The sequence below is a fragment of the Pseudomonas sp. SID14000 genome (assembly GCF_002165135.1).
Lineage (GTDB): Bacteria > Pseudomonadota > Gammaproteobacteria > Pseudomonadales > Pseudomonadaceae > Aquipseudomonas.
The window spans coordinates 85,338-110,239 of record NZ_NFZQ01000002.1 but is presented as its reverse complement, the minus strand read 5'-3'; the positions used below and the strand labels follow the sequence as shown (position 1 = coordinate 110,239).

Annotated in this window: 24 protein-coding genes; 7 read left to right on the top strand and 17 right to left on the bottom strand. The window is 62.9% G+C overall.

From position 1 onward, the window contains the following. Positions 1-8: 8 nt before the first annotated feature. From kdpF to CAY82_RS03310, 8 genes are all read right to left on the bottom strand, one after another. Positions 9-98: a K(+)-transporting ATPase subunit F gene (gene kdpF / locus CAY82_RS03345; protein ID WP_003251485.1), complete on the bottom strand. Its 90-nt coding sequence runs from the start codon at positions 96-98 to the stop codon at positions 9-11. Positions 99-274: 176 nt separating this feature from the next. Then, positions 275-1,327: an AI-2E family transporter gene (locus CAY82_RS03340; protein ID WP_087499931.1), complete on the bottom strand. Its 1,053-nt coding sequence runs from the start codon at positions 1,325-1,327 to the stop codon at positions 275-277. An 11-nt stretch (positions 1,328-1,338) separates the two neighbouring features. Next, the gene (locus CAY82_RS03335) at positions 1,339-2,133 is read right to left on the bottom strand and encodes a DUF4892 domain-containing protein (RefSeq protein ID WP_087499930.1); all 795 of its coding nucleotides are present in this window, start codon (positions 2,131-2,133) and stop codon (positions 1,339-1,341) included. 109 nt (positions 2,134-2,242) lie between these two features. After that, positions 2,243-3,097 (bottom strand): alpha/beta hydrolase, encoded by an 855-nt coding sequence (locus CAY82_RS03330; protein ID WP_087499929.1) that lies wholly within the window; start codon positions 3,095-3,097, stop codon positions 2,243-2,245. Then, positions 3,094-3,882, bottom strand: coding sequence for an alpha/beta fold hydrolase (locus CAY82_RS03325; RefSeq protein ID WP_087499928.1), 789 nt, complete (start codon positions 3,880-3,882; stop codon positions 3,094-3,096). Before CAY82_RS03325 ends, CAY82_RS03330 begins: the two co-directional genes overlap by 4 nt. Positions 3,883-4,117: 235 nt before the next feature. Further along, the gene (gene sixA / locus CAY82_RS03320) at positions 4,118-4,576 is read right to left on the bottom strand and encodes a phosphohistidine phosphatase SixA (protein WP_087499927.1); all 459 of its coding nucleotides are present in this window, start codon (positions 4,574-4,576) and stop codon (positions 4,118-4,120) included. Then, positions 4,573-4,920: a DUF4389 domain-containing protein gene (locus CAY82_RS03315; RefSeq protein ID WP_051098986.1), complete on the bottom strand. Its 348-nt coding sequence runs from the start codon at positions 4,918-4,920 to the stop codon at positions 4,573-4,575. The genes sixA and CAY82_RS03315 overlap by 4 nt, the downstream gene beginning before the upstream one ends. A 36-nt stretch (positions 4,921-4,956) precedes the next feature. Next, positions 4,957-5,982 carry an NAD(P)H-dependent glycerol-3-phosphate dehydrogenase gene (locus tag CAY82_RS03310; RefSeq protein WP_087499926.1) on the bottom strand — a complete coding sequence of 342 codons (1,026 nt, stop codon included), beginning with the start codon at positions 5,980-5,982 and terminating at the stop codon, positions 4,957-4,959. Between the two features lie 402 nt (positions 5,983-6,384). On the opposite strand from CAY82_RS03310, the gene CAY82_RS03305 reads away from it, so the two are divergent. The 5 genes from CAY82_RS03305 to fabB all read left to right on the top strand — a co-directional run bounded on the left by CAY82_RS03305 (position 6,385) and on the right by fabB (position 13,308). Beyond that, positions 6,385-8,535 (top strand): TonB-dependent siderophore receptor, encoded by a 2,151-nt coding sequence (locus tag CAY82_RS03305; protein ID WP_170931017.1) that lies wholly within the window; start codon positions 6,385-6,387, stop codon positions 8,533-8,535. Next, entirely contained in the window at positions 8,535-9,425 is an 891-nt protein-coding gene (locus CAY82_RS03300; protein ID WP_087499925.1) for an ABC transporter substrate-binding protein, read from the top strand. The genes CAY82_RS03305 and CAY82_RS03300 overlap by 1 nt, the downstream gene beginning before the upstream one ends. Further along, the gene (locus CAY82_RS03295) at positions 9,422-11,353 is read left to right on the top strand and encodes an ATP-binding protein (protein WP_087499924.1); all 1,932 of its coding nucleotides are present in this window, start codon (positions 9,422-9,424) and stop codon (positions 11,351-11,353) included. Before CAY82_RS03300 ends, CAY82_RS03295 begins: the two co-directional genes overlap by 4 nt. A 207-nt stretch (positions 11,354-11,560) precedes the next feature. Beyond that, positions 11,561-12,076, top strand: coding sequence for a 3-hydroxyacyl-[acyl-carrier-protein] dehydratase FabA (gene fabA, locus CAY82_RS03290; RefSeq protein WP_003251509.1), 516 nt, complete (start codon positions 11,561-11,563; stop codon positions 12,074-12,076). Between the two features lie 11 nt (positions 12,077-12,087). Then, positions 12,088-13,308, top strand: a complete 1,221-nt coding sequence (fabB, locus tag CAY82_RS03285; protein ID WP_087499923.1) for a beta-ketoacyl-ACP synthase I — start codon at positions 12,088-12,090, stop codon at positions 13,306-13,308. Positions 13,309-13,484: 176 nt separating this feature from the next. Here fabB and CAY82_RS03280 read toward each other — a convergent pair whose 3' ends face one another. Further along, positions 13,485-14,486, bottom strand: a complete 1,002-nt coding sequence (locus CAY82_RS03280) for an amidohydrolase family protein (RefSeq protein ID WP_087499922.1) — start codon at positions 14,484-14,486, stop codon at positions 13,485-13,487. Positions 14,487-14,603: 117 nt separating this feature from the next. Between CAY82_RS03280 and CAY82_RS03275 the strand changes: the two genes are divergently transcribed. Then, positions 14,604-15,467 carry a pirin family protein gene (locus tag CAY82_RS03275; protein ID WP_087499921.1) on the top strand — a complete coding sequence of 288 codons (864 nt, stop codon included), beginning with the start codon at positions 14,604-14,606 and terminating at the stop codon, positions 15,465-15,467. Positions 15,468-15,579: 112 nt separating this feature from the next. Here CAY82_RS03275 and CAY82_RS03270 read toward each other — a convergent pair whose 3' ends face one another. From CAY82_RS03270 to CAY82_RS03255, 4 genes are all read right to left on the bottom strand, one after another. After that, entirely contained in the window at positions 15,580-16,305 is a 726-nt protein-coding gene (locus tag CAY82_RS03270; protein ID WP_087499920.1) for a dienelactone hydrolase family protein, read from the bottom strand. 79 nt (positions 16,306-16,384) lie between these two features. Further along, positions 16,385-18,289 (bottom strand): molecular chaperone HtpG, encoded by a 1,905-nt coding sequence (gene htpG / locus CAY82_RS03265; RefSeq protein WP_087499919.1) that lies wholly within the window; start codon positions 18,287-18,289, stop codon positions 16,385-16,387. Positions 18,290-18,359: 70 nt separating this feature from the next. Then, on the bottom strand, positions 18,360-18,842 hold the full coding sequence (locus CAY82_RS03260) for a PaaI family thioesterase (RefSeq protein WP_087499918.1): 483 nt from the start codon (positions 18,840-18,842) through the stop codon (positions 18,360-18,362). Next, the gene (locus CAY82_RS03255) at positions 18,839-19,315 is read right to left on the bottom strand and encodes a PaaI family thioesterase (protein WP_085705160.1); all 477 of its coding nucleotides are present in this window, start codon (positions 19,313-19,315) and stop codon (positions 18,839-18,841) included. Before CAY82_RS03255 ends, CAY82_RS03260 begins: the two co-directional genes overlap by 4 nt. A 154-nt stretch (positions 19,316-19,469) precedes the next feature. Here CAY82_RS03255 and CAY82_RS03250 point away from each other — a divergent pair, with 154 nt between their 5' ends. Further along, positions 19,470-19,790, top strand: coding sequence for a hypothetical protein (locus CAY82_RS03250; RefSeq protein WP_087499917.1), 321 nt, complete (start codon positions 19,470-19,472; stop codon positions 19,788-19,790). Positions 19,791-19,857: 67 nt separating this feature from the next. Here CAY82_RS03250 and CAY82_RS03245 read toward each other — a convergent pair whose 3' ends face one another. The 4 genes from CAY82_RS03245 to sucC form a co-directional block, all read right to left on the bottom strand. After that, positions 19,858-20,607: a DUF599 domain-containing protein gene (locus CAY82_RS03245; RefSeq protein WP_087499916.1), complete on the bottom strand. Its 750-nt coding sequence runs from the start codon at positions 20,605-20,607 to the stop codon at positions 19,858-19,860. A gap of 295 nt (positions 20,608-20,902) precedes the next feature. Continuing rightward, a complete protein-coding gene (brnQ, locus tag CAY82_RS03240; protein WP_087499915.1) occupies positions 20,903-22,216 on the bottom strand; it encodes a branched-chain amino acid transport system II carrier protein in 1,314 nt (437 codons plus the stop codon). Positions 22,217-22,698: 482 nt separating this feature from the next. Beyond that, a complete protein-coding gene (gene sucD / locus CAY82_RS03235; RefSeq protein ID WP_004376004.1) occupies positions 22,699-23,583 on the bottom strand; it encodes a succinate--CoA ligase subunit alpha in 885 nt (294 codons plus the stop codon). Continuing rightward, complete coding sequence (sucC, locus tag CAY82_RS03230) at positions 23,583-24,749, bottom strand: ADP-forming succinate--CoA ligase subunit beta (protein WP_003254205.1); 1,167 nt, start codon at positions 24,747-24,749, stop codon at positions 23,583-23,585. The genes sucD and sucC overlap by 1 nt, the downstream gene beginning before the upstream one ends. Between the last annotated feature and the right edge of the window lie 153 nt (positions 24,750-24,902).

Below are 24,902 nucleotides of genomic sequence, written 5' to 3'. Positions count from 1 at the left end.
GCCGCTCCCTAGCTGCGATCGGCGCGCAGCAGCGCCACCAGCAGATAAAACGCCAATGCCACTGCCAGCAGCAGTGACAGCCCGTCGAGCATGTTCATGTGTGGTTCTCCCCGTGGTGCGGCTTGGGCCGCTTTGGGGAAATTGTCCGAGCGAGGGGCGTAAAGGGGCGAGATCGAGGGGTGGGGGTGGCTATAAAGAAGGTGTAAAGATCAACGTTTTGTATTGTTTGTACCGGCCTCTTCGCGGGTGAACCCGCGAAGAGGCCAGTACAGGTTTATTGCTGAGGCGGCTGCTGCGCCGCGTTGCGGCTCCAGTCCAGCAGCAGGCTGTAGCCGACCGCCAGCAAGGTCGGCCCGATGAACAGGCCAATGAAGCCAAAGGCAATCAAACCACCGAACACCCCCAGAAGCACGATAACCAACGGCAGGTTGCCGCCACGGCTGATCAGGTACGGTTTGAGCACGTTGTCCACGCCACTGATGATGAAGGTGCCCCAAACTCCCAGGAACACCGCCATGCCGTACTCGCCCTTCCATACCAGCCAGCCGGTGGCCGGGATCCAGGCCAGTGGCGGGCCCATGGGGATCAGGCTGAGCATGAAGGTCACCAGACCCAGCACGATGGCCCCGGGTACACCGGCGATCAGGAAGCCGATCAACGCCAGCACGCCCTGTGCGGCGGCCGTACCGATCACCCCGTTGACTACCCGCTGCACCGTACCGGCCACCAGCTCCAGGTAGTACTCGCCGCGGTCGCCCATCAAGCGGTGCAGCAAGCGCAGGACGAACGCCGACAAGCGCGGGCCGTCGCGGTAGAAGAAGAACACGAACACCAGGCTCAGGGTCAGTTCCAGCACGCCACTGCCGATCTGGGCGCTACGTGCCAGCAACCAGTTGCCCACCTGCCCCAGGTGCGGTTTGACCGAGGCCAGCAAGGCCGCGCCGTGCTGGTCCAGCGATTGCCACCAACTGACCAGGCGCTCGCCAACGAACGGGATGCCACCCAGCCAGGCCGGGGCATCAGGCAGGCCGTCCACCTGCACGTCACGCACGAACGCCGTCGCATCGCGAATGTGATCGGCCAGGTTGAACCCCAGCCACACCAGCGGCAGCGCCACGATCAGGATCCAGGCGGTGGTCAGCAGGCTTGCCGCCAGGGTTTCGCGCCCGCCCAGCACACGCGTCAGCAAACGCATCAAGGGCCAACTGGCAAAGGCCAGAATGGCACCCCACAGTAGCGCTGAAATGAAAGGTGCCATTACCCACAGGCCGGCACCCAGCAGCGCCAGCAGCAGAATCTGGACCAGCAAGCGGTCATTGTTAGCCATGGTGGTGCTCTTCAACGGATCAGTTCAAGGTGCAGGCCGTCGGTAGGCGCGCTACCGACTTCGAGGCGGCTATTGCGCACCCCTGCCTTGACCAGCGCCTCGCGCCAGGCTTCAGCCTGGGCGCCACTGAGGCTGGCACGCAGGGTGCTGTCGAGGTTCAGGCTGCGAGCCAGCAGGTTGGCCCAGGTGTCTTGCGGCGCGGCCAGGTCAGGGTAGTCGAGCTTGCCGGTATCGCGCATCTCGCGCAGCACCGTGGCGGCGGTCGGCAGCAGTTCGCCCAGCGGGCTGCCGGCGACAAACTCTTCCACGTGCAGGTAAGCGCGGCGGTTGCCGCGGGTGACGCTGTACAGCGCGACCAGGGTGTCGGCCTGCTCCGCCGAGCGGCGCAGCAGAATGAACGCCTGCTGCTCGTCACCGCCGTTGAGGCGGGCATTGCCGAACACGTCATTGGCCCACAGGCTGGCCTCGCCGCAATCGCGGCCCTGGCACCAGAACAGCGGGTAGCCACCATCACGCTGCAGTGCTTCACGAGCGCTGGTAAAGGCTTCGCGGGCGGTACGTTCGACCGGCAGTTCATAGGTTACCGAGCTGACCTGGCCGCGGCTTTCTATCTTGTCCTCGACCCGCAGGCGGCCGCTGATCTTGCGCAGCGGGCCCATGGGGTAGACGCGCTCCTGCTCCACACCCGGACGCTGGTCGACTACCTTGGCGTCCACCGGCACCGGCAGGCTGCCGGCCCACGACACTGGGCTGGCGAACAGCAGGCAGGCAGCGAAGGCATTACGGATGGCAACAGGCGCGCTCATTGGCGAACCAGGCGGCGCTCAGCGCCGGGGTGAAGCTCCAGGATGTCTGGCAGTTGCATGGTTGTCTCCCTGTTCAACCCACCAAGCCTCGACACTTGTCCGGTGCAAGTCAAGCAAAGCCAAAAAAGCGATTGAAACAGTCTGCGACAAGGGCCGCGCCCTGCTCATCGTTCAGGTGCAGGTGATGGCCACCGGGCAGCGTCACCTGCTCAAAGGGTAGCTGTTCCAGCAACCCGGTGTGGCGCGCCAGCATGCCGTCGGCGGCCACCACCAGGCACGCCGGGCAGCTCACCCTGCGCACATAGGCCATGGCCTGGGCCTCGCTCAGGCGCACTGGCGATGGCAGGGTCAGGCGGCTGTCGCTGCGCCAGCTGTAGCCTCCGGGCACCGGCATCAGGCCACGCTGGGCCAGCAGCTCGGCGGCCTCGCGGCTGACCGCGACCATGCCTTTCATGCGCGCCTGCACGCCCTGCTCCAGTGTGGTGTATACCGACTTGCGCTTGCCATCCAGGCGCAACTGGGCCTGCAGTGCCATGCCCAACCGCTCACCGGCATCCTGCTCGGCGCCAGTCGGCGGGATGACGCCGTCGATCAGGGCCAGATGGCTGACCCGCTCCGGCAACGCGCCAGCCAGTTGCACCGAAATGATTGCCCCCAGCGAATGGCCCAGCAGGGCGAAACGTTGCCAACCCAGCTGCTCGGCCACCCGCAGCACGTCATGGGCGTAGTCGGCCAGGGCGTAGCCGGCACCGAGCGGCCGGTGCTCCGAGTAACCATGCCCGGCCAGGTCCAGGGCGACGATGCGCAGGCCTTTCAGTTGCGGCGCCAGGCGGGCGAAGCTGTTGGCGTTGTCCAGCCAGCCATGCAGGGCGATCACCGGCAGCCCGTCCTCGGGGCCGAACAGGTGCGCCGCCAGTTCGATATGGCCCAGGCTCAGGCGGATTTCCTCGACCTGCGCGCTCATGCCTGGCTCCAGCGGTCGAACAGGCCCTTGATCAGGCTGGCGGTGTCAGTTGGCCGCTCCAGCGGGAACATGTGCCCACCCGGCACGCTGTGGTATTCGCCCTTGGGCATGCCGCGCACGGCCAAGGTATGGTGACGGCGAATGACGTTGCTGCGCTCGCCGCGGACCATGGCCAGTGGCACCTGCAACTGCCGTGCAGGTGCAGGGCTGGTATGCGGGATGCTGCGGTAGATGCTGATTTCCGTGGCCGGGTCGAAGCGCAACTGCAGCCCCTGCTCCTTCGCCTGCAGGCCATGCTCGATATAGGCATCCAGGCAGTCGGGGTCGAAATGGCGGAACAGTGACTTGCCGGCGAAATAGTCCCGGGCACTGTCGCGGTCATTGAAGGTTTCGCGGCGCCCCAGGGTGCGGCCAGCCGGGGTGATACGGTCGATGAAGCCGAAGCGCTTGGCGGTGCGCAGCAGCCACTGGTCGGCGCGGGTGAGCACCGGCGAGTCGAGCATCACCACGCCGCGGTAATACTCGGGGCAGCGCAAGGCTGCGTGCAAGTGCAACACCCCGCCCAGCGAATGGCCGACGCCCCATACGGGCTGGTCTTGCCGGGCCAGGTGGTGCAGCAGTTCATCGACCAGGCTCTGCCAGTTGTCGTCCACCGGAAAGCGCGGATCGTGCCCGTGCTGGGCCAGGTGCTGCACCTGGTAGTCCGGCGCCAGGGCAGCGAACAGCTTGCCGTAGGTGGCCGAGGGGAAACCGTTGGCATGGGCGAAGAAGATCTGCTGCGACATGGCGCCAGGTCCGGATGGGGGATGATGGCCCATTGTCGGTATCGTGGGGCGGTTCGGCAACGTCCGGAAAGGTCATCGGCGAGGGCTATCAGGTCAGGCTTGTGGGCGCGGGCACTGCCTGTAGGAGCAGCCTTGTGCTGCGAAGAGGCCATAACTGCCGGAGAAGAGCTATTGCCCTACTGGCCTCTTCGCAGCACAAGGCTGCTCCTACAGGAAACCGAGATAGCCTGAGAACTCAGGCCGGCGAGTTGATCGCCCGAAGCGTCATCAGCCCAGCCAGCGGCCAGTCCCCTTCCAACTCCGCCAGGCTTGCAGTGCTCATGCCCGCTGGTTGCTGCTGGTGGCCATGCTCCAGCGCACCGACCAGGGTCCCCACCAGCGGCTGGTGGCTGACCAGCAGCACATGCTCCAGGCCCAGGCGCTCGATTTCGCCGATGACCTGCTGCACATCAGTGTCGGGCGTCAGCCAGGGCACGGTGCGCACCGGTTCGGCGAAACCCAGGGTGTCATGTACCAGGGCGGCCGTTTGCTGGGCACGGACGTAAGGGCTGGCGATGATCGCCTGCAACGGCTGCCCCAGCAGGCGGGCGGCGCTGTGCAGCACCTGCTCGCGGCCATGGGCGGTCAGCCGGCGCTCGGCATCGCTGCTGGCCCGCGACTCCGCTTCGCCGTGGCGCAGCACCCACAGCTTCACAGCTTGGGCTCCTCATCACGCACCGGGTGCGGGGCCGGGGCTACGGCGTGCGGCGCCTCGCCTTCCGGGGCACGCGGTGCCGGCCAGTCGGCGAACGGCCAGGGTTTCTGGTCACTGTGGAAACTGCCGAAGCGACCGATCTGCGCCAGGTACTGGCTCAGGCTGTCGCCGAAGTTCATCAGGCTTGCGCTGGGGGCGCCGTACACCAGGCGGTAGACCAGTTGTACCAGCACCAGGCCACCGAGCAGCAGCTCGGCCAGTTGCCAGACCACCAGGAACACCAGCATCCACAGGACCCGCAGGATGATCGACTCGCGCTGGGCGCGCTCGGGCGTATCGTTCATGTGTTGCTCCTTGCTGTTGTCAGAGCCGCTCAAGGCTCAGTTGAAACCGCTGATGGAAATGAAATCGACATCGGTCTTCGGCTCGGCACGCATCAGGTGCTCGATCACCTGGTTCAGCGTACGGCCTTCGAACAGAATGGCATGCAGGCCCGCCACCAGCGGCATGTACACCTGCACCTCCTGCGCCTTGGCCTTGAGCACCTTGAGGGTGTTGACGCCTTCGGCCACTTCGCCCAGGCGGTTGACCGCCTGCTCCAGGCTCAGGCCCTGGCCCAGCGCGTGGCCAACCTGGTAGTTACGGCTCTTGGGCGAGGAGCAGGTGACGATGAGGTCACCCACACCAGCCAGGCCGAGGAAAGTCATGGGGTTGGCGCCCTGGCTGACGGCAAAGCGGGTCATCTCGGCCAGGGCACGGGTAATCAGCATGCTCTTGGTGTTCTCGCCCATGCCCAGGGCCACCGCCATGCCGGCGATGATGGCGTAGACGTTCTTCAGCGCCCCGCCCAGCTCGACGCCAAAGCGGTCGGCACTGGCGTAGACGCGGAAGGTACGCCCGTGCAACACGGCCTGCACCTGCTGACACAGTTTTTCGTCCTCGCTGGCGACCACCGTCGCAGTCAGCGCATGTTCGGCGATTTCACGGGCCAGGTTGGGGCCGGACAGCACGCCGATGCGCGCCTCGGGGGCGATTTCCTCGAGGATCTGGCTCATCAGTTTGAAGCTTTGCGCTTCGATGCCCTTGGTCAGGCTGACCAGGCCCTTGCCGCGCAGCAGCTCGGCATGCGGGGCCAGCACGCTGCGCAAGGCACTCGATGGCAGGGCGACGAAAATCAGGTCGCTGGCCTGCAAGGTGGCCAGCAGGTCACTGACCGGTTCGACGCCATCGTGCAAGCGGATGCCCTTGAGGTAGCGCGGATTCTCGCGATTGACGCGCATGGCCTCGGCCTGTTCCGGGTCGCGCATCCATTGACGCACCGGCACACCGTTTTCCGCCAGCAGGTTCGCCACGGCGGTGCCGAAGCTGCCGCCTCCCAGAACTGCAACAGGTTGCTGTTCAGTCATATCCAATCCGTTAAAGCCAATAATAAGTGGCGACCCGGCCATTATACGGCAGTGCATGACATGCGTTCATCTGCGCGCTTGAAATCGAGCGCCGCCCGCGCGGCGCTTCGCGGGACAAGCCCGCTCCCACATTTGTTGCAACGTGCCGAACCTGTCAGGCCATGGTTGCCAGCCTTGTTGGGCTGGCTGGATTCCTGAGTTGGCATTGCTGCCGCCCCACTTGCCTCAAGCCTTGTACCAAAGCTGACAACGCCTCTCCCACAAGCATGGCCACGTTGCAACAAATGTGGGAGCGGGCTTGTCCCGCGAAGCGCCGCGCGGGCGGCGCTCGATTTTCGCCACACTGCACATCTCAAGAAGTACGCCCAACACTCACTGGCAAATACGCCAAGGTCAGTTACCATGCCTGTTTCAATCCTGATACAAGGCCGCTTTGTGTTCCCTGGCACGCCCCCGTACCCGCGCCTGCTCCTACTGACCGCCCTGCTCGGTGGCCCGGCCATGGCCGATGATCTGTTCATCGACAACACGGACCTGCCGCAGGTTCTGACCGCCACGCGCCTGAAACAATCCCCGGCCGCAGTGCCAGGCAGCATGACCGTGCTCGACAGCGAGCTGATCCGCGCCAGCGGTGCCCGTGACATCCCCGAGCTGCTGCGCCTGGTGCCGGGCATGATGGTGGGTTACAACGCCGGCAACCAACCCACGGTCAACTACCACGGCAGCAACGTCAACGACGCCCGGCGCATGCAGGTACTGATCGATGGCCGTTCGGTGTACCGTGCCGGCCTGGCCACGGTGGACTGGAGCGACATCCCCCTGGCCATGGAGGACATCGAACGCATCGAGGTGTTCCGCGGCCCCAACACGGTCAGCTACGGCGCCAACGCGCTGATGGCAGTGGTCAACATCCTTACCCGCAACCCCGCCGACAGCCATGGCACGCGACTGAAGATGACCCGCGGCCAGGATGGCATCAACGATTTCTACGCCAGCCACGGCTTCGGCTGGGAGGGCGGCGACATGCGCCTGTCGCTGTCCGGCCAGCAGGACGATGGCTTCGACGAGAACCAGTTCGGCCAGGACTACCGCGACAGCCGCCGGCTGACCCGCTTTACCCTCAACGCCAGTCACAGCCTGGCGCACGACCAGACCCTGGAATGGCAACTGGCGGCCAAGGAAGGCAGCAACCAGAGGCCTTATACCTATCAGCCGGTGTTCAAAAAATATGAGGCGGGAAACAACGCAGACGTCAATGCCAAGGACTACGCCGGCTCATTGCGCTGGACCAAGGATTTCAGCTCAGAGCACAGCCTCTATATCCAGGGCTCGGCTCAGCACTTTGACCGCCAGCAGGTCTGGCGCGCTTGCGATGCCTTGCAATCGTTCAGCCCCGAATTGACTCAGATCTGGCAAATCAACCCCGATTTTGCCGAGAAAGTAGCGCGCGGTATCGCTGGAGGAACGCCACTTTCGACCAGCGACCCCGTTCTGAGTGAGCTCCTGGATAAGGTGCAAAAGCAATGGAAGGAGAAGGACGGAGATCAACAGGTCTGCGGCGACGTCGACCAGAGCACCCGCGAAACCCGCTACGACCTGGAAATCCAGGACACCCTGAGCCTGACCGACAGCCTGCGCCTGCTCAGCGGCATGAACTACCGCTATGATCGTGCCGACTCGCAGACTTACTTCAACGGCAGCATCGACGACCAGACCTGGCGCCTGTTCGGCCAGCTGGAGTGGCGCGCCGACGAGCACTGGATCCTGCAGGGCGGCGCCATGTTCGAGGACTCACGCCTGTCCGACAGCTCGCTGACCCCGCGCGTGGCGGTCAACTACCTGATCACCCCGCGCCATGGCCTGCGTGCGGTGTACTCCGAGGCGGTACGCTCGCCCGATATGTTCGAGAACAACGTCAACTGGAGCTACACAGTCAAGAACCTGACCCCCAACGCTTTCGGCCTGCAGAACGGCGAGTACTTCGTCAAGACCCGCGGCCCGGGCGACCTCGACCAGGAACGCATGCGCTCGCGCGAGCTGGGCTACAACGGCTACTTCAGCGACATCGACCTGAACATGGATGTGAAGCTGTTCTACGACGAGATCACCGGCATGATCAGCGAGCCCCTGAAGAACAACCAGTACATCGCCAGCAACGCTAACAAGGCCCGCTTCAGCGGCAGCGAGGCGCAACTGGACTGGCGCCCGACCCTGCGCGACCGCCTGCGCCTGACCTACGCCTATGTCGATGCCTGGGCCAGCAACCCCGACGACCGCCGCCTCAGCGCCCGCAACAGCGGCTCGGCCGGGTGGATGCGCGAATGGGGCGACGGCTGGTCCAGCGCGTTGTTCTATTACGGTGACGATGCACTCAACCAGTATCGCTACGAGCGTCTGGACCTGCGCCTGGCCAAGCGTTTCCGGGTGCATGGCAGCAACCTGGAATTGGCGGCGCTGTGGCAACAACGCCTGGACGATGAGCCGACCACGGTAATCCAGAACCGCTACGACAGCCGCCACCGCCTGAGCGTCAGCGCGGAGCTGGAGTTCTGATGGCCCTGCTGCTGCGCCTGTTACTGTTGTGCCTGTGGCCGATGGGGCCGCTGTCCGCCAACGAAATCCTGTTGGTAGGCGCGGAAGACCAGCCCGGCATTCGCAGTTTCGTCGCTGCGCTGGAAAGCCGCCGGCCGCACGATCATGTGCACTTCCAGACCACCGCAGACCTGCCACGCCCGGGCAAGCTCAGGGCTGACCTGCGCCTGATCCTGCTGGACAACGCCGCACTGGAATGGCGCCTTGGGGAAACCGCCGGTCCGCCAGCCATGGCCATGCGGGTCAGCCGGGTACAGGCTGAACAGCGCCTGGGAAAGTCGCGTCCCGCGTTCCTCACCCTGCTGTGGAGCGACCCGCAGCTGGGCCGGCAACTGCGCCTTGCCCACTACCTGCTGCCTCAGGCCCAGCGCATTGGTGTGCTGTACGCTGAGCACAGCAGCTTTTTGCTCGAAGAGCTGCGCAATGCCGCCCGCCCGCTGGGCCTGGAGATCGTTGCCCAGGACTGGCCCGATCCGCGCGACAGCCGCCCTCTGCAACATTTGCTGGCCAACAGTGACGTGCTGCTGGGGCTGGACGACCCCGACCTGTACAACTCCAAGACTGCGAAAAACCTGCTGTTGAGCAGCTATGGCAGACAGATGGCACTGATCGGCCCGAACGCCGGGTTCGTACGCGCCGGCGCCCTGGCCAGCACCTTCAGCGACCAGGACGACTGGCTGGCGGTGCTCGACCAGTTGCTCGACCAGCCACCGGCGCGCTGGCCGCGCAGCCTGTACCCGACACGCTTCGGCGTCAGCGGCAACCAGCAGGTGGCGCGCGCCCTGGGCCTTGAACCGATCGATCCGAACGCCGCCGCCAAGGCCCTGGCCGAAGGAGAACCCACCCCATGAGCAAGCGCCTGAGCTGGGACATCCACACCCGCACCCAGATCATCAGCCTCGGCCCTGCCCTGCTGCTGACCTTGCTGCTGATCAGCTTTTTCACCTTCGTACGCATCCAGGACCTGCGCCAGGAACTGAACCACACCGGGCAACTGATCGCCAACCAACTGGCGCCAGCCTCGGAGTACGGGGTGATCTCGGGCAACAACGAAGTGCTCGAGGGCCTGATGCGCGCCACCCTGAGCATCCCCCACGTGCGCTTCCTCGAAGTGCAGGACAGCCGCAACCACATCCTGGTCTACGTCGAGCAGTCCGACGAAAGCGCCAACCGCGCACAGCGCGTCGAAGTGTTCCAGGCGCCCATCCGCCTGCAGCAAATCCGCCTGGACAGCGACTTCCTGCAACAGGGCAAGGCCACCACCCCGGCCATCGGCGACGACTACCTGGGCCGGGTGATCGTCGGGATGTCCGATGATGCCTTCAGCCAGCGCCAGCAGGAAATCGTGATCAAGGCCGGCATCCTCGCACTGTTCGCCCTGCTGTTCACCTTCTTGCTGGCGCGCCGCCTGGCCCTGAGCCTGGCCAAGCCGATCAGCGACATGGGCCATGCGGTCAAGGCCATCCAGCAGGGCGAGTACAACACCCTGTTGCCGGTGGTCGATGACAGCGAGCTGGGCCACCTGGCGCGCCACATCAATAACCTGGCCCACGCCCTGGAGCAGGCCAGCGATGAACAGAAGCAGGCCATTGCCGAGCTGATCCAGGCCCGCGAGGAAGCCGAACAGGCCAACCGCGCCAAATCGGACTTCCTGGCGATGATGAGCCACGAGTTGCGCACGCCGATGAATGGCGTGCTGGGCATGCTGCAATTGCTGGAAACCACGCCACTGAGCAACGAACAGGCCGAGTACACTGCGGTGGCCAGCGAGTCCACAGGGCACCTGCTCAAAGTCATCAACGACATCCTCGACTTCTCGCGCATCGAGCGCGCCGCACTGCAGCTGGAACACATCGACTTCAACCTGGGTGAGCTGATTACCAGTAGCGTCCAGTCGTTCCAGCACAGCGCCCAGCAGCGCGGCCTTGCCCTGCACCTGCAGCTGCCGGCTGGTACCGAGCAGTTGCAGGTTAACGGCGACCCCACGCGCATCCGCCAGATCCTGCTGAACCTAGTAGGCAACGCGCTGAAATTCACCGAGCGCGGCCAGGTACAGGTCGAGGCGCGTTGGCAGGTGCTCGACCGGCAACTGATCTGGCTGACCTGCAGCGTACGCGACACAGGTATCGGCATCGACAACGACCGCCTGGAAATGATGTTCGTCGCCTTCCAGCAAGCCGACAGCTCGATTTCCCGCCGCTATGGCGGTACCGGGCTGGGACTGTCGATCGCCCGCACCCTGGCCGAACGCATGGGCGGCAAGCTGCGCGGCGAAAGCCGTGAAGGCCTGGGCTCGACCTTCACCCTGGAGATGCCATTGGCCCTGGCCACCACTGCCCCGGTCTCGCTGACGCCGCCAAGCGCTGCACCAACGGCGGTGGCCGAAAATGATCAGGTGCTGCTGGTAGAAGACAATCCGGTCAACCAGAGTGTCATCGAAGCCATGCTGCGTAGCCTGGGGCTGACGGTATGCACGGCCGAGGACGGCCTGGAGGCGGTCGAACGGGTCAGCCGGCAGCGTTTCGCCGCCGTGCTGATGGACTGCCGCCTGCCACACCTGGACGGCTATGAAGCCACCCGGCGTATCCGCCAGCTACCCAACGGCGCCGGGCTGCCAATCATCGCCTTGACCGCCAACGCCTTGCAGGGCGACCGCGAGCGTTGCATGGCCGCCGGCATGGACGACTACCTGAGCAAACCCTTGCGCCGCACCGAACTGCAGCGCGTACTGCAGCGCTGGCTACCCGGTCGGACAACCGCGACTGGCGATAAATGCTAAAGTGCGGCAGTCTTAAACACTGGACAGGACCTTCATCGGACCTGAAAATAGATGTTTCAGTGCACACCTGTACTTCTTTAACCAGGTGCACTGTGACTTTCACCACAACGCAATAGTCTACCTGTAGGCTGCCGCCTCGGACGCGATGCGTATCGGGCCGGCCGGGAAGATTCATCCCCTGCCGCAGGGGGTTATTGAGGAGCTCGCATGACCAAACAACACGCCTTTACTCGGGAAGACCTGCTGCGCTGCAGTCGCGGTGAGCTGTTCGGCCCAGGTAATGCGCAACTGCCCGCGCCGAACATGCTGATGGTCGATCGCATCACCCATATCAGTGAAGAAGGCGGTAAGTACGGCAAAGGTGAATTGGTCGCCGAGCTGGATATCAATCCGGACCTGTGGTTCTTCGCCTGTCACTTCGAAGGCGACCCGGTAATGCCGGGCTGCCTGGGCCTCGACGCCATGTGGCAGCTGGTAGGTTTCTTCCTCGGCTGGCAGGGCCTGCCAGGCCGCGGTCGCGCCCTGGGTTCGGGTGAGGTGAAGTTCTTCGGCCAGGTACTGCCCGAAGCCAAGAAAGTCACTTACAACATTCACATCAAGCGCGTCCTGAAGGGCAAGCTGAACATGGCCATCGCCGATGGCTCGGTCAGCGTCGACGGCCGCGAGATCTACACTGCCGAAGGCCTGCGGGTCGGCGTGTTCACCTCCACTGACAATTTCTAAGGGTTATTCGCATGCGCCGCGTCGTTATCACTGGTCTGGGCATCGTATCGTGCCTGGGCAATGACAAAGCTACCGTCACCGAAAACCTGCGCAACAGCCGTCCGGGTATCCGTTACAACCCGGAATACAAGGAAATGGGGCTGCGTAGCCAGGTTTCCGGGTCCATCGACCTCAACCTCGAAGAACTGATCGACCGCAAGGTCTACCGCTTCGTCGGCCACGCTGCCGCCTACGCCTACCTGGCGATGCAGGACGCGATCAAGGACGCTGGCCTGACCGAAGAGCAGGTTTCCAACCCGCGTACCGGCCTGGTGGCTGGCTCCGGCGGCGCCTCGACCCTGAACCAGATGGAAGCGCTGGACACCCTGCGCGAGAAAGGCGTCAAGCGCGTCGGCCCGTACCGCGTTACCCGCACCATGGGCAGCACCGTTTCGGCGTGCCTGGCCACCCCGTTCAAGATCAAGGGCATCAACTACTCGATCTCGTCGGCCTGCGCCACTTCGGCACACTGCATCGGCACCGCCCTGGAGCAGATCCAGTGGGGCAAGCAGGACATCGTCTTCGCCGGTGGCGGTGAAGAAGAGCACTGGAGCCAGTCGTTCCTGTTCGATGCCATGGGCGCCCTGTCGACCAAGCGCAACGAAACCCCGGAACTGGCCTCGCGCGCCTACGACGCCGACCGTGATGGCTTCGTCATCGCTGGCGGTGGCGGCATGGTGGTGGTCGAGGAGCTGGAACACGCCCTGGCCCGTGGCGCCAAGATCTACGCGGAAATCGTCGGCTACGGCGCCACTTCCGACGGCTACGACATGGTTGCCCCGAGCGGCGAAGGTGCCATCCGCTGCATGCAGCAGGCGCTGTCGACCGTCGACACCCCGATCGACTACCTGAACACCCACGGCACCTCGACCCCGGTCGGTGACGTTGCCGAGATCAAGGGCGTTCGCGAAGTGTTCGGCGCCAATGCACCGAAGATCAGCTCGACCAAGAGCCTGTCGGGCCACTCGCTGGGCGCTGCTGGCGTACACGAGGCGATCTACTGCCTGCTGATGATGGAAAACAACTTCATCGCCGGCTCCGCCAACATCGACGAGCTGGACCCGGAGGTCGCCGACCTGCCGATCCTGCGCAAGACCGAAGAAAACGCCAAGATCGACACGGTCATGAGCAACAGCTTCGGCTTCGGCGGCACCAACGCCACCCTGGTGCTCAAGCGCTGGGAAGGCAAGTAAGACGCTGATGCGGTAAACGAGAACGCCCCGACTGGTTCGGGGCGTTTTCATTTGTGTCGCCTGTACCGGCCCTTTCGCGGGTAAACCCGCTCCCACAGGTACAGCGCCAGTTTCAAGAGCAGCGCGGTCCCTGTGGGAGCGGGTTTACCCGCGAAAGGGCCGACACAGGCGAAATACTATTGTTTGGGCAACACAGCCAGAAAATTCTCCCTGGCCACCTTGTTGGCAACTTGTTCCGGCAATGCATCCAGAAACGGCCTGAACCCGTGCATCTGCTCCCCAAGGCTGCCAAACCGCCCCACCACATCCGAACCCAGCATGAACCGCTCCGGGAATTTCTCGACCAGTGCCAGCCATTCCTTGCGCGGCACACCCCGGTCATCCAGCAGATAAGGTTCCAGCACACTCCACGACAGGTCGACATACAGGTTCGGGTAATCCTCCAGCAACCGCGTCAGCACCGGCAGCAGAAAGTCCATTTGCGTCTGGTGCCGGTGGATCTCCATACTGCTGCCGGCGTGCGCCCAGATGAACCGCGTATGTGGGTGATTGCGCAGCGGCTCCTCGATCTCTGTCAGGTAAAGCGGATTGCGCTCGCGCTTGGAGGTGATGTTGGAATGCAGCAGCACCGGCAAGTCGCGCTCGGCCGCCAGGTGGTAGATGCGCGTCATGGCCTCGTTGTTGGCGCGCGGCGTGTCACCGCTGGTCAGTGCCGTCAGGTCATCGTGGCGGGTGAACACTTCGCCAATACCCTGCCACAGCCCCGGGTACAGTTCGAGCATGCGCTCGATATGGCTGGAGGCGTTCTTGTCCACCGGATTGAAGCCGGTAAGGAACGGATGAAAGCGCTTGCGCTGCTCGTCGGGCAATTGCTGCAGCGCCGCGGCCACGTAGGTATCCGTGGCGCTGTACCAGTAGGCCTCGGCGTCATCACCGGCGTAATAGCGCGGGCGCTTGGGCTCGTCTTCGTGCCATTTCTTGGCCACCGGTACGCCGGAAATCATCGACTGCTCGATACCAGCGGCATCCATGGCCTTGATCAGCGCAGGCATGCCTTCGCTTTCCTGGAAGAAGTCGACGTAGTGCAGGTGCGCATCACTGTAGCGGTAATCGCGCGCCTGCGCCGGGTGGCACAGCCAGGTGGACAACAGCATGCAGGCCAGCGCTCTGGCGATCATGGGGCAGCTTCCTTCTCCGGTTATCAGCCCTGTAGACCGGCCGGCCAACGAGGCGGTTCAGCCGGGGCGGGCAAACCGCTATGCTTGGGGCATTTCCACATCGCCTGGAGCCTTCCCATGAGCAGCCCCTTGGTCATCCGCCCACGTGCCGAATCGGTCGAGGGCCAACCGATCCTGCGCCCGCTGCCGTCGGCCCAATGCCGCAGCGTCGGCCCGTTCGTGTTTTTCGACCATATGCTCGAAACCGACTATGCCCCGGGGCATGGCATGGACATCCGCCAGCACCCGCATATCGGCCTGTCGACCCTTACCTACCTGTTCGAAGGGGCCATCCTGCACAAGGACAGCCTCGGCTCGGACCAGCGGGTGCTACCTGGTGATGTCAGCTGGATGACAGCTGGCAGCGGCGTGGCCCACGTGGAGCGCACGCCTGAAGATGCCCTGGCCCATGGTTCACGCCTGCACGGGTTGCAGGTATGGCTGGCGTCGCCGCGCGAACATGAGCAAGGCGCACCCAGCTACAGCCATCACCCGGCGGCGAGCCTGCCGGTCAGTGACAGCCTCGGGGTACGCATCTGCATGATTGCCGGTAGCGGGTTCTGCCTGGAATCGCCGGTGCCAGTGCTCTCCCCTACCCTTTACGCGCATGTACAGATGCAACCGGCAACCACGCTACTGGTGCCGAACGAGCATGTGCAGCGAGCACTTTACCTGCTCGACGGTGAGCTGATGTTGAACGATGAACAGGTCGAGGCCTGCAACCTGATCGTGTTGCCGGAGGGTGAAGAGGTAACGCTGTACGCGGAGAGTGAGTGCCAGCTGGTGCTGATTGGTGGCGCGCCACTGGATGGGCCGCGGCGGATGAACTGGAATTTTGTCGCCAGTGATGTGGAACTGATCGAACAGGCCCGGGCCAAGTGGGCTGCGAGGGATTGGCCGGTGGTGCCAGGGGAAACCTCGCGAATCGAGTTGCCTAGGTGAAAGGGGGGCGTTTTTGCGACCCATTCGCGGGTAAACCCGCTCCCACAGACAGCGCAGTACCTGTGGGAGCGGGTTTACCCGCGAATGGGCTGCAAAGCAGCCCCATGCAACCTCAGCGCTGGAACACTTCGGTCAGCAGGTTATGCATCGCCCGGAACGCCCGCTCCGAGGTACGCCGGTCATACTGCATCTTGCCCGGCACATTGGCGCTCGGGTCGGTAAACGAGTGCACCGCGCCACCATAACTCAGCAATTGCCAGTCAACCTTGGCCGCGTTCATCTCGTCCTCGAACGCCGGCAGTTGCTCTTTCGGCACCAGCGGATCGGCGGCGCCGTGCAATACCAGCACCGAGCCCTTGATGCGCTTGGCATCTTCAGGGTTCGGCGTGTCCAGCGTGCCATGGAACGACACCGCCGCACGCAGATCGGCACCGGTACGGGCCAACTCCAGGGCGCAGCAGCCACCAAAGCAGAAGCCGAACGTGGCGACCTTGCCCGGCTCCAGCAACGCCTTCGACTGCCCCAGCAACTGCGCCAGGGCTTCCTGCATGCGCTTGCGCAGCTCGCCTCTGTCGTTCTTCAACGGCATCATCGCCGCACCGGCCTCTTCGGCATTGGATGGGCGCACCGACTGCCCGTACAGGTCGGCAATCAGCACCACATAACCCTTCTCGGCTACTTCCTTGGCGATGCGCTCGGCCCCTTCGCCAATGCCCATCCAGTTCGGCGCCATCACCAGGCCCGGTCGCCCCAGCACGCCCGGCTCGTAGACCAGGCGGCTTTCATATGCCTTGCCGGACAGGTGATAGACCAGCGATTCGACGATTACTTTGCTCATCAAGCACTCCTTTGGCACTCATCATCAATATGCTCGCCATGAAAAAAGCCCGCCGAAGCGGGCTTTCCTATGCATCAACTCAAGCAGACAGCTCGACCAGCAGCTTGTTGAGGCGACGAACGTAAGCCGCCGGGTCCTTCAGGCTGTCACCGGCCGCCAGGGCCGCCTGATCGAACAGGATGTGCGACAGCTCGGCGAAACGGTCTTCGCTCTGCTCGTTGTCCAGCTTCTCGATCAGCGGGTGGGTCGGGTTGAACTCGAAGATTGGCTTGGACTCCGGCACCTTCTGCCCGCTGGCTTCCAGGATCTGGCGCATCTGCAGGCCAAGGTCCTGTTCACCGATGGCCAGGATCGCCGGCGAGTCGGTCAGGCGGTGCGATACACGCACTTCGGCCACGCTGTCACCCAGCGCGCCTTTCAGACGCTCGACCAGGCCTTCCTTTTCCTTGGCGACTTCTTCCTGGGCCTTCTTGTCCTCCTCCGAATCCAGCTTGCCCAAGTCCAGGTCACCGCGGGCGACATCGACGAAGGCCTTGCCGTCGAACTCGTTGAGGTAGCTCATCAGCCACTCGTCGATACGGTCGGTCAGCAGCAGCACTTCGATGCCTTTCTTGCGGAAGACTTCCAGGTGCGGGCTGTTCTTGACCTGCGCGTACGACTCGCCGGTGAGGTAGTAGATCTTGTCCTGGCCTTCCTTGGCACGGGCCAGGTAATCGGCCAGGGCAACGCTCTGCTCGCCGCTGTCGTCCTGGGTGGAAGCGAAGCGCAGCAGGCCGGCGATCTTTTCCTTGTTGGCGTAGTCTTCGGCCGGGCCTTCCTTCAGCACCTGACCGAAGTTCTTCCAGAAGCCCTTGTACTGCTCGGGTTCGTTCTTCGCCAGCTTCTCCAGCATGTCCAGCACGCGCTTGGTCAGCGCGGTCTTCATCGAGTCGATGATCGGGTCTTTCTGCAGGATTTCACGCGACACGTTCAGCGACAGGTCGTTGGAATCGACCACACCCTTGATGAAGCGCAGGTACAGCGGCAGGAACGACTCGGCCTGGTCCATGATGAATACGCGCTGCACGTACAGCTTCAGGCCGCGTGGCGCTTCGCGCTGGTACAGGTCGAACGGCGCGCGGGCCGGCACGTAAAGCAGCGAGTTGTATTCGAGCTTGCCTTCGACCTTGTTGTGGCTCCAGGCCAGCGGGTTTTCGAAGTCATGGCCGATGTGCTTGTAGAACTCCTGGTACTCCTCGTCCTTGATCTCGGTACGCGGACGGGTCCACAGGGCGCTGGCACGGTTGACGGTTTCCCACTCTTCGGCCGGCTTTTCTTCACCTTCGACTGCAGCTTGCTCCTTCGGCAGCTGGATCGGCATGGCGATGTGGTCGGAGTACTTCTTGACCACGTTGCGCAGGCGCCAGCCGTCGGCAAACTCCTGCTCGCCCTTCTTCAGGTGCAGGACGATGCGGGTACCGCGCTGCGGCTTGTCGATGGTGGCGACTTCGAACTCGCCCTCGCCTTTCGACGACCAGTGCACGCCTTCTGCGGCCGGCTGGCCGGCACGACGGCTGTAAACATCGACCTTGTCGGCCACGATGAACGCGGAGTAGAAGCCCACACCGAACTGACCGATCAGGTGCGAGTCCTTCTTCTGGTCACCAGTGAGGTTCTTCATGAAGTCGGCGGTGCCGGACTTGGCGATGGTGCCCAAGTGGGCAATGACGTCTTCGCGGCTCATGCCGATGCCGTTGTCCTCGAGGGTCACGGTACCGGCGTCCTTGTCGAAGCTCAGGCGAATCTTCAGGTCGGCGTCACCCTCGAACAGCTCTGGCTTGGCCAGGGCCTCGAAACGCAGCTTGTCGGCAGCGTCGGAAGCGTTGGAGATCAATTCACGCAGGAAGATCTCCTTGTTCGAATACAGGGAATGGATCATGAGGTGCAGCAGTTGCTTTACCTCGGTCTGGAAGCCCAGCGTTTCTTTTTGAGTCTCCACACTCATGGTCTTCAAAACTCCGATCTGATGGCGGATGGCGCCTTGCGGCCGGTTCGGCCTGCGTTAGCGGCGGATGTCATGCAGATGGGGGCTGCCCGGATGATTTCAAGGGCTTTTCCGGTTCTATCTTGAAATGCGCGCGGGCCGTGGCAATCGGCGACTGCCTGTCGCCCTGCCAGGCGGTGATGGCCACATTGGTTATCCGCCGCCCCTGGCGCCAAAGCTGGCACTGGGCGTAGGTATCACGAAAATGCCCGGCGCGCAGGTAATCGATGGAGAAGTCGATGATCTTCGGAATGCTCGCGCTCTCGCTGTAGATCAGCAGGTACAGCGCTGCCGAGAGCTCCATGAACCCCGCGATAACCCCGCCATGGATGGCCGGTAGCAGCGGGTTGCCGATGTTGTCCTGGCTGGCCGGCAGACGGAACAGCAGGTCATCGCCCTCGCGCTCGCATTCGATGCCGATCAGGCCGGCGTAGGGGATCAGTGCCAGTAATGGCTGATAGTCTCCCACCGCGTGGGCGGCGTTGAGCTGTTGGCGAATCGCACGCGGAATCATGCCCCGCCCTCCTTCAGGCTGTTGCCGAAGCGGATGCCTCCCTTGATCTCCTGGCCCAGGCGCATGAACGTGCCCACCACCTGGCAGATCGGCTGGGCAGGATCGTCCTGGTAGGCCGTGCCACGGGTGAAGATTACATCGCGGGTAACCCGGTAGCACTGGGCGTGGCCGTAGATATCCTTGCCCGCCTCAGCCGGGTGCATGTAGTCGATGCGCAGGTCCAGTGTGGGGCACACTTCGAAGCGCGGCAGCACGCACAGCGTGGCCATACCGCAGGTGGTGTCCATCAACGTGGTCAGCGCGCCGCCATGCACGGCGCCGGTCTGCGGGTTGCCGACGATGGCCGGTGACCAGGGCAGAACCAGGGTCATGCCATCGGCATTGGCTTGCGCCACGCGCATTTGCAACAACTGACAATGTTTCAGGGCCGAAAGAAAACGCTCGGCCATGGCCATCAAGGTTGAATCGCTCATCGGCTGTTTCCCCGCGCATTGCCGCAGCTGCATAAAATCGTTGAAAAGTCCATATAGAACGGGGCGTTATATATGTGTAATCTTCGCGGAACTTATTCCGCGTAGTTGCACTCGAAGGAACAAGTCACTTATTCCACCAAGGAGAAACACCCCCATGCGTAAACCTTTTGCTTTTGCTCTGATGCTGGCCGCTGCCATGGGCCTGGCCGCTTGCGATAAAGCGAGCGAAGACAAAGCCCAGGACGCACAGCAACACGCCGAGCAAGCCCAGGAAAAAGCGGGCGAAGCTCAGGATAAAATGAACGAGGCTGCCAAGGAAAACGCCGAAGCCGCCAAAGATCAGGCCGAAGCCGAGCAGAAGGCCGCCGAAGAAGCCGCTCCGGCTACTCCGGCTCCGGAAGCCGCGCCAGCCGCCCCGGCAACAGAAGCAGCCCCTGCTGCCCCTGCTGCCCCAGCCGAACCTGCCAAGCAGTAATCGGCTAAAACAAAAAAACCCGACATTGTCGGGTTTTTTTGTGCCTGAAGTTTATGGATTAAACGTTTCACGTAGCAGGTGCGGTGGTTTCCTTGGCGGGCTCGAGCGAGACACTTTCAGTAGGTGTGAACACCATCACATCCAGCACATCCGAATGGAACTCACGGCGGTACAGAATCAGCACTACCCCGACACTCATGACCATGAACAACCATGGGCTGATGAACCAGCTCAACATGGCCATACCGAAGTAATAGGAACGCAGGCCGAAGTTGAACTGGTTGGCGGCAAGTGACAGCACCCGCGCTGCCCGAGAGGCGAATGCCTTGCGCTCCAGTTCATTGACCAGCCGTTCGCCGATCATCGGCGCCGAACCCACCAGTACTGCAGCGAAGTTGTATTGGCGCATGCACCAACTGAAGGTGAAAAAGGCGTAGACGAAGACCATGGCCAGGCACAGCAGCTTGATCTCCGACATGCCCTGGGAGGTCTGCTGAACCAGCGGCAAGTCGGCCAGCAGTGACAGCGCCCGGTCGGAGGCCCCGAGCACGGTGAGGATACCTGCAAGGATGATCAGGGTGCTGGAGGCGAAAAACGATGCGTTGCGCTCAAGGTTGCCGATCACGCTGGCATCGGCGATGCGGTTGTCGCGCAGCAGCATGCGGCGCATCCAGTCTTCGCGATACAGGTGCAGCACGCTGGCCAGGCACGCGGTGTCGCGGCCCTTCCAGATGGCATAGCGGGTGTAGCCGCCCCAGCACAGAGCGAACCAGGCGATGGCCAACAGGTTGTTGAAGTTGCTTTGGATGAAGTTCATGCAGGGTTCCCGAGAGGACCAGATACCTGAAGGATAGGGACCGGATTTCGACGCTGGCAAGCGGCAAAAGGCACACACCCACCCAGAAATCCGCATTGCCTGTTCTGGCCTCTTCGCAGCACAAGGCTGCTCCTACAGGTACGGCACTGTACTTGTAGGAGCAGCCTTGTGCTGCGAAGAGGCCAGTGCAGGCAAACAAAAAGCCCCGCATCCTCTCGGATACGGGGCTCTTGAGTTTCCACCCTTGGCGAGCACCCTTCGGCTTGTGGCCGGTGCCGCCCTCAGGCTTCGACTATCAGGCCAGCGCCTCGCGCGGCTTGCCGAGCAGGCGGTCGCAGGCCACGGCGCCAACCAGGGTCACCACCGAAGGCACCAGCCAGGCCAGGCCCTGGTCGCTCAGCGGCAGGTGCGCCATGAAGTCCGGCAGCACGTGGGCAATGCTGCTGCCCTTGATCGCATCGACCATGCCGAACAGCAGCGACACCAGCATCACCGGCGCCAGGATGCGGGTTGGCGAGTTCCACAGGTCCTTCACGAAGCTCAGCCCGACCACCACGATGCACGGCGGGTAGATCGCGGTGAGCACCGGGATCGAGAACATGATCAGCTTGGTCAGGCCGAGGTTGGAGATCAGCAGCGAGAAGCCCGCCAGTATCACCACCAGCGCGCGGTACGACAGCGGCAGGATCTGGCTGAAGTACTCGGCGCAGGCGCAGGTCAGGCCAACCGCGGTGACCAGGCAGGCCAGCGCGATCAGCACGGCGAGGAAGCCGCTGCCCAGCGAGCCGAAGGTGTGCTGCACGTAGGCATGCAGTACCGCCGCGCCGTTGGTGGCGTCAGCCGCGATGTCGTAGCTGGTGGCGCCCAGGCGGAACAGGCTGATGTATACCAGGGCCAGACCGACACCGGCGATCAGGCCGGCGATGATGGCATAGCGGGTGATCAGCCTCGGCGACTCGACACCACGCGAGCGAATGGCGTTGACGATGACGATACCGAACACCAGAGCACCCAGGGTATCCATGGTCAGGTAACCATCGGAGAAGCCCTTGGAGAACGCCGCGGCGGCATAGGCCGGCTGCGCCTCACCAATGGTGCCGGCAGGCAGCGCGAAGGCGGCGATGCCCAGCACCGCCAGGGCGATGATCTTCAACGGCGCCAGGAAGCGGCCCACGGTGTCAAGCAGCTTGCCCGGATACATGGACACGGCCAGTACCACGAGGAAGTACACCAGGCTGTAGATGAACAGCGCCAGCGGGCTTTCGCCGGTCAGCGGTGCAACACCCACTTCGAACGACACGGTCGCGGTGCGCGGGGTGGCGAACAGCGGGCCGACCGACAGGTAGCACACGGCCGCCAACAGGCCACCGAAGAACTTGCCGATCGGACTGCTCAGGGCATCCATGCCGCCGCCGACCTTGGCCAGGGCGACCACGGTGATGACCGGCAGGCCCACGGCGGTCACCAGGAAGCCCAGGGCGGCCATCCACACGTGCGGACCTGACTGCAGGCCGACGATAGGCGGGAAGATGATGTTGCCCGCGCCTACGAAAAGCGCAAACGTCATAAAGCCAAGCGCCAGAATGTCCTGGCCTTTTAAAACTTTCATTTAAGTTAGTACCACACTGCTGAAATCGGGATTCGAGAGGGGATTTCCCTTTGGATGAGGGGAAATGCTGCCCGGCTTGATAGGCCAGACCCGTTTAGCGTGTCGTTCCCTTTTGGGGTACGGGCACAGAGTGAGCGCGTAGGGTAACTGTTTTGTCACTTAAACGCACTGGCACAGTGCTGCTTGTCCGATGTGCGTATGTGTTTGTTGTCTGTGCGACCGGGGACAGGGGGGATTATCCTCGCATTGAAACTTTCGTCTGCGTGAAAACCCCTATCAAACCCATCGAAAAATCTTTGCTGACTGTACTGGCCTCTTCGCGGGTAAACCCGCTCCCACAGGTCCTTCACAATGCTCAAGGTTAGTGATTTCCGGTGGGAGCGGGTTTACCCGCGAAGGGGCCGGCCCAGGAATACCCAAACCCCGGAAACGACAAAGGCCACCCGAAGGTGGCCTCTGTGCGCGTGGGGGGTGTAGCAGTATTACTTCTTGACTTCCCAGCCAGTCAGCTCGGCCAGGGCCTTGCCGATATCAGCCAGGGAACGCACGGTCTTCACACCAGCGTCCTGCAGGGCGGCGAACTTCTCGTCCGCAGTGCCCTTACCGCCGGAAATGATGGCGCCAGCGTGACCCATGCGCTTGCCCGCAGGTGCAGTAACACCAGCGATGTAGGAAACCACAGGCTTGGTGACGTTGGCCTTGATGTAGGCCGCGGCTTCTTCTTCAGCCGAACCGCCGATCTCACCGATCATGACGATCGCTTCGGTCTTCGGATCTTCCTGGAACAGCTTCAGGATGTCGATGAAGTTGGAGCCCGGGATCGGGTCACCGCCGATGCCGACACAGGTCGACTGGCCGAAGCCGGCGTCGGTGGTCTGCTTCACAGCTTCGTAGGTCAGGGTGCCGGAACGCGAAACGATACCGACCTTGCCTGGCAGGTGGATGTGACCTGGCATGATGCCGATCTTGCACTCGCCCGGGGTGATGACACCTGGGCAGTTAGGGCCGATCAGGGTCACGCCCAGCTCGTCGCACTTGACCTTGGCATCCAGCATGTCCAGGGTAGGAATGCCTTCGGTGATGCACACGATCAGCTTGATGCCACCGAAGGCAGCTTCCAGGATCGAGTCCTTGCAGAAAGGAGCAGGAACGTAGATGACCGAAGCATCAGCGCCGGTAGCTTCCACAGCTTCTTTCACAGTGTTGAACACTGGCAGGCCCAGGTGGGTGGTGCCACCCTTGCCTGGGGTTACACCACCGACCATCTTGGTGCCGTAGGCGATGGCCTGTTCGGAGTGGAAAGTACCCTGCGAGCCGGTGAAGCCCTGGCAGATGACTTTGGTATCTTTATTGATCAGGACGCTCATTACTTGCCCTCCGCAGCTTTGACAACTTGTTGAGCAGCGTCGGTCAGGCTGGTTGCCGCAATGATGTTCAAACCGCTTTCTGCCAGTACTTTAGCGCCCAGTTCGGCGTTGTTGCCTTCAAGGCGAACGACGACCGGAACTTTAACGCCGACTTCTTTCACTGCACCGATGATGCCTTCGGCAATCATGTCGCAGCGAACGATGCCGCCGAAGATGTTGACCAGAACGGCCGCGACATTGCTGTCGGACAGAATGATCTTGAACGCTTCGGTAACGCGCTCTTTGGTAGCACCACCGCCAACGTCGAGGAAGTTGGCCGGCTTGCCGCCGTGCAGGTTGACGATGTCCATGGTACCCATGGCCAGGCCGGCACCGTTGACCATGCAACCGATGTTGCCTTCGAGGGCAACGTAGTTCAGTTCGAACTTGGCAGCGTGGGCTTCACGAGCATCGTCCTGCGACGGGTCGTGGAAGGTTTTCAGCTTGGGCTGACGGTACATGGCGTTGGCGTCGATGTTGATCTTGGCATCGAGGCAGTGCAGGTCGCCGTCGGCCTTGATCACCAGCGGGTTCACTTCCAGCAGGGCCAGATCGTGATCCTTGAACAGCTTGGCCAGGCCAACGAAGATCTTGGCGAACTGTTGAACTTGCTTGCCTTCCAGGCCCAGCTGGAACGCCAGCTCGCGACCCTGGAACGGCTGAGCACCGACCAGCGGGTCGATGGTGGCCTTGAGGATCTTCTCAGGCGTTTCGTGAGCGACCTTCTCGATGTCCACGCCACCTTCGGTGGAGGCCATGAACACGATACGGCGGCTCGAACGATCGACTACAGCGCCCAGGTACAGCTCTTTGGCGATGTCAGTGCAGGATTCGACCAGAATCTTGGAGACGGGTTGACCGTTGGCATCGGTCTGGTAGGTAACCAGATTCTTGCCCAACCACTGTGCAGCGAACGCCTTGGCGTCTTCTTTGCTGCGAACCAGCTTGACGCCGCCCGCTTTACCGCGACCACCCGCGTGAACCTGGGCTTTTACTACCCACTCGTTCCCGCCGATCTTGTCGCAGGCTTCTGCAGCTTGCTCAGGGGTGTCGACAGCGAAACCCTTGGAAACTGGCAGGCCGTACTCAGCGAACAGCTGCTTACCCTGATACTCGTGAAGATTCATGCTTTTTACCGTCTTCGTTAGGTACTGCGCTTCGGCGCTGCGCCATCACTGGCGCCGCACCACCTGTGACCGTTGACCCCGGGTTTTCCCATGTGATCCGGTCCGGCGGACTTTCCGCGGTGAGTCATGCACGCAAGACTCACGACGGGCAGC

Excerpts from the sequence above, each read along its gene's own strand:
- kdpF (WP_003251485.1), bottom strand. The coding sequence starts at position 98 with ATGAACATGCTCGACGGGCTGTCACTGCTGCTGGCAGTGGCATTGGCG.
- CAY82_RS03340 (WP_087499931.1), bottom strand. The coding sequence starts at position 1,327 with ATGGCTAACAATGACCGCTTGCTGGTCCAGATTCTGCTGCTGGCGCTG.
- CAY82_RS03335 (WP_087499930.1), bottom strand. The coding sequence starts at position 2,133 with ATGAGCGCGCCTGTTGCCATCCGTAATGCCTTCGCTGCCTGCCTGCTG.
- CAY82_RS03330 (WP_087499929.1), bottom strand. The coding sequence starts at position 3,097 with ATGAGCGCGCAGGTCGAGGAAATCCGCCTGAGCCTGGGCCATATCGAA.
- CAY82_RS03325 (WP_087499928.1), bottom strand. The coding sequence starts at position 3,882 with ATGTCGCAGCAGATCTTCTTCGCCCATGCCAACGGTTTCCCCTCGGCC.
- CAY82_RS03315 (WP_051098986.1), bottom strand. The coding sequence starts at position 4,920 with ATGAACGATACGCCCGAGCGCGCCCAGCGCGAGTCGATCATCCTGCGG.
- CAY82_RS03310 (WP_087499926.1), bottom strand. The coding sequence starts at position 5,982 with ATGACTGAACAGCAACCTGTTGCAGTTCTGGGAGGCGGCAGCTTCGGC.
- CAY82_RS03305 (WP_170931017.1), top strand. The coding sequence starts at position 6,385 with ATGCCTGTTTCAATCCTGATACAAGGCCGCTTTGTGTTCCCTGGCACG.
- CAY82_RS03300 (WP_087499925.1), top strand. The coding sequence starts at position 8,535 with ATGGCCCTGCTGCTGCGCCTGTTACTGTTGTGCCTGTGGCCGATGGGG.
- CAY82_RS03295 (WP_087499924.1), top strand. The coding sequence starts at position 9,422 with ATGAGCAAGCGCCTGAGCTGGGACATCCACACCCGCACCCAGATCATC.
- fabA (WP_003251509.1), top strand. The coding sequence starts at position 11,561 with ATGACCAAACAACACGCCTTTACTCGGGAAGACCTGCTGCGCTGCAGT.
- fabB (WP_087499923.1), top strand. The coding sequence starts at position 12,088 with ATGCGCCGCGTCGTTATCACTGGTCTGGGCATCGTATCGTGCCTGGGC.
- CAY82_RS03280 (WP_087499922.1), bottom strand. The coding sequence starts at position 14,486 with ATGATCGCCAGAGCGCTGGCCTGCATGCTGTTGTCCACCTGGCTGTGC.
- CAY82_RS03275 (WP_087499921.1), top strand. The coding sequence starts at position 14,604 with ATGAGCAGCCCCTTGGTCATCCGCCCACGTGCCGAATCGGTCGAGGGC.
- CAY82_RS03270 (WP_087499920.1), bottom strand. The coding sequence starts at position 16,305 with ATGAGCAAAGTAATCGTCGAATCGCTGGTCTATCACCTGTCCGGCAAG.
- htpG (WP_087499919.1), bottom strand. The coding sequence starts at position 18,289 with ATGAGTGTGGAGACTCAAAAAGAAACGCTGGGCTTCCAGACCGAGGTA.
- CAY82_RS03260 (WP_087499918.1), bottom strand. The coding sequence starts at position 18,842 with ATGATTCCGCGTGCGATTCGCCAACAGCTCAACGCCGCCCACGCGGTG.
- CAY82_RS03255 (WP_085705160.1), bottom strand. The coding sequence starts at position 19,315 with ATGAGCGATTCAACCTTGATGGCCATGGCCGAGCGTTTTCTTTCGGCC.
- CAY82_RS03250 (WP_087499917.1), top strand. The coding sequence starts at position 19,470 with ATGCGTAAACCTTTTGCTTTTGCTCTGATGCTGGCCGCTGCCATGGGC.
- CAY82_RS03245 (WP_087499916.1), bottom strand. The coding sequence starts at position 20,607 with ATGAACTTCATCCAAAGCAACTTCAACAACCTGTTGGCCATCGCCTGG.
- brnQ (WP_087499915.1), bottom strand. The coding sequence starts at position 22,216 with ATGAAAGTTTTAAAAGGCCAGGACATTCTGGCGCTTGGCTTTATGACG.
- sucD (WP_004376004.1), bottom strand. The coding sequence starts at position 23,583 with ATGAGCGTCCTGATCAATAAAGATACCAAAGTCATCTGCCAGGGCTTC.
- sucC (WP_003254205.1), bottom strand. The coding sequence starts at position 24,749 with ATGAATCTTCACGAGTATCAGGGTAAGCAGCTGTTCGCTGAGTACGGC.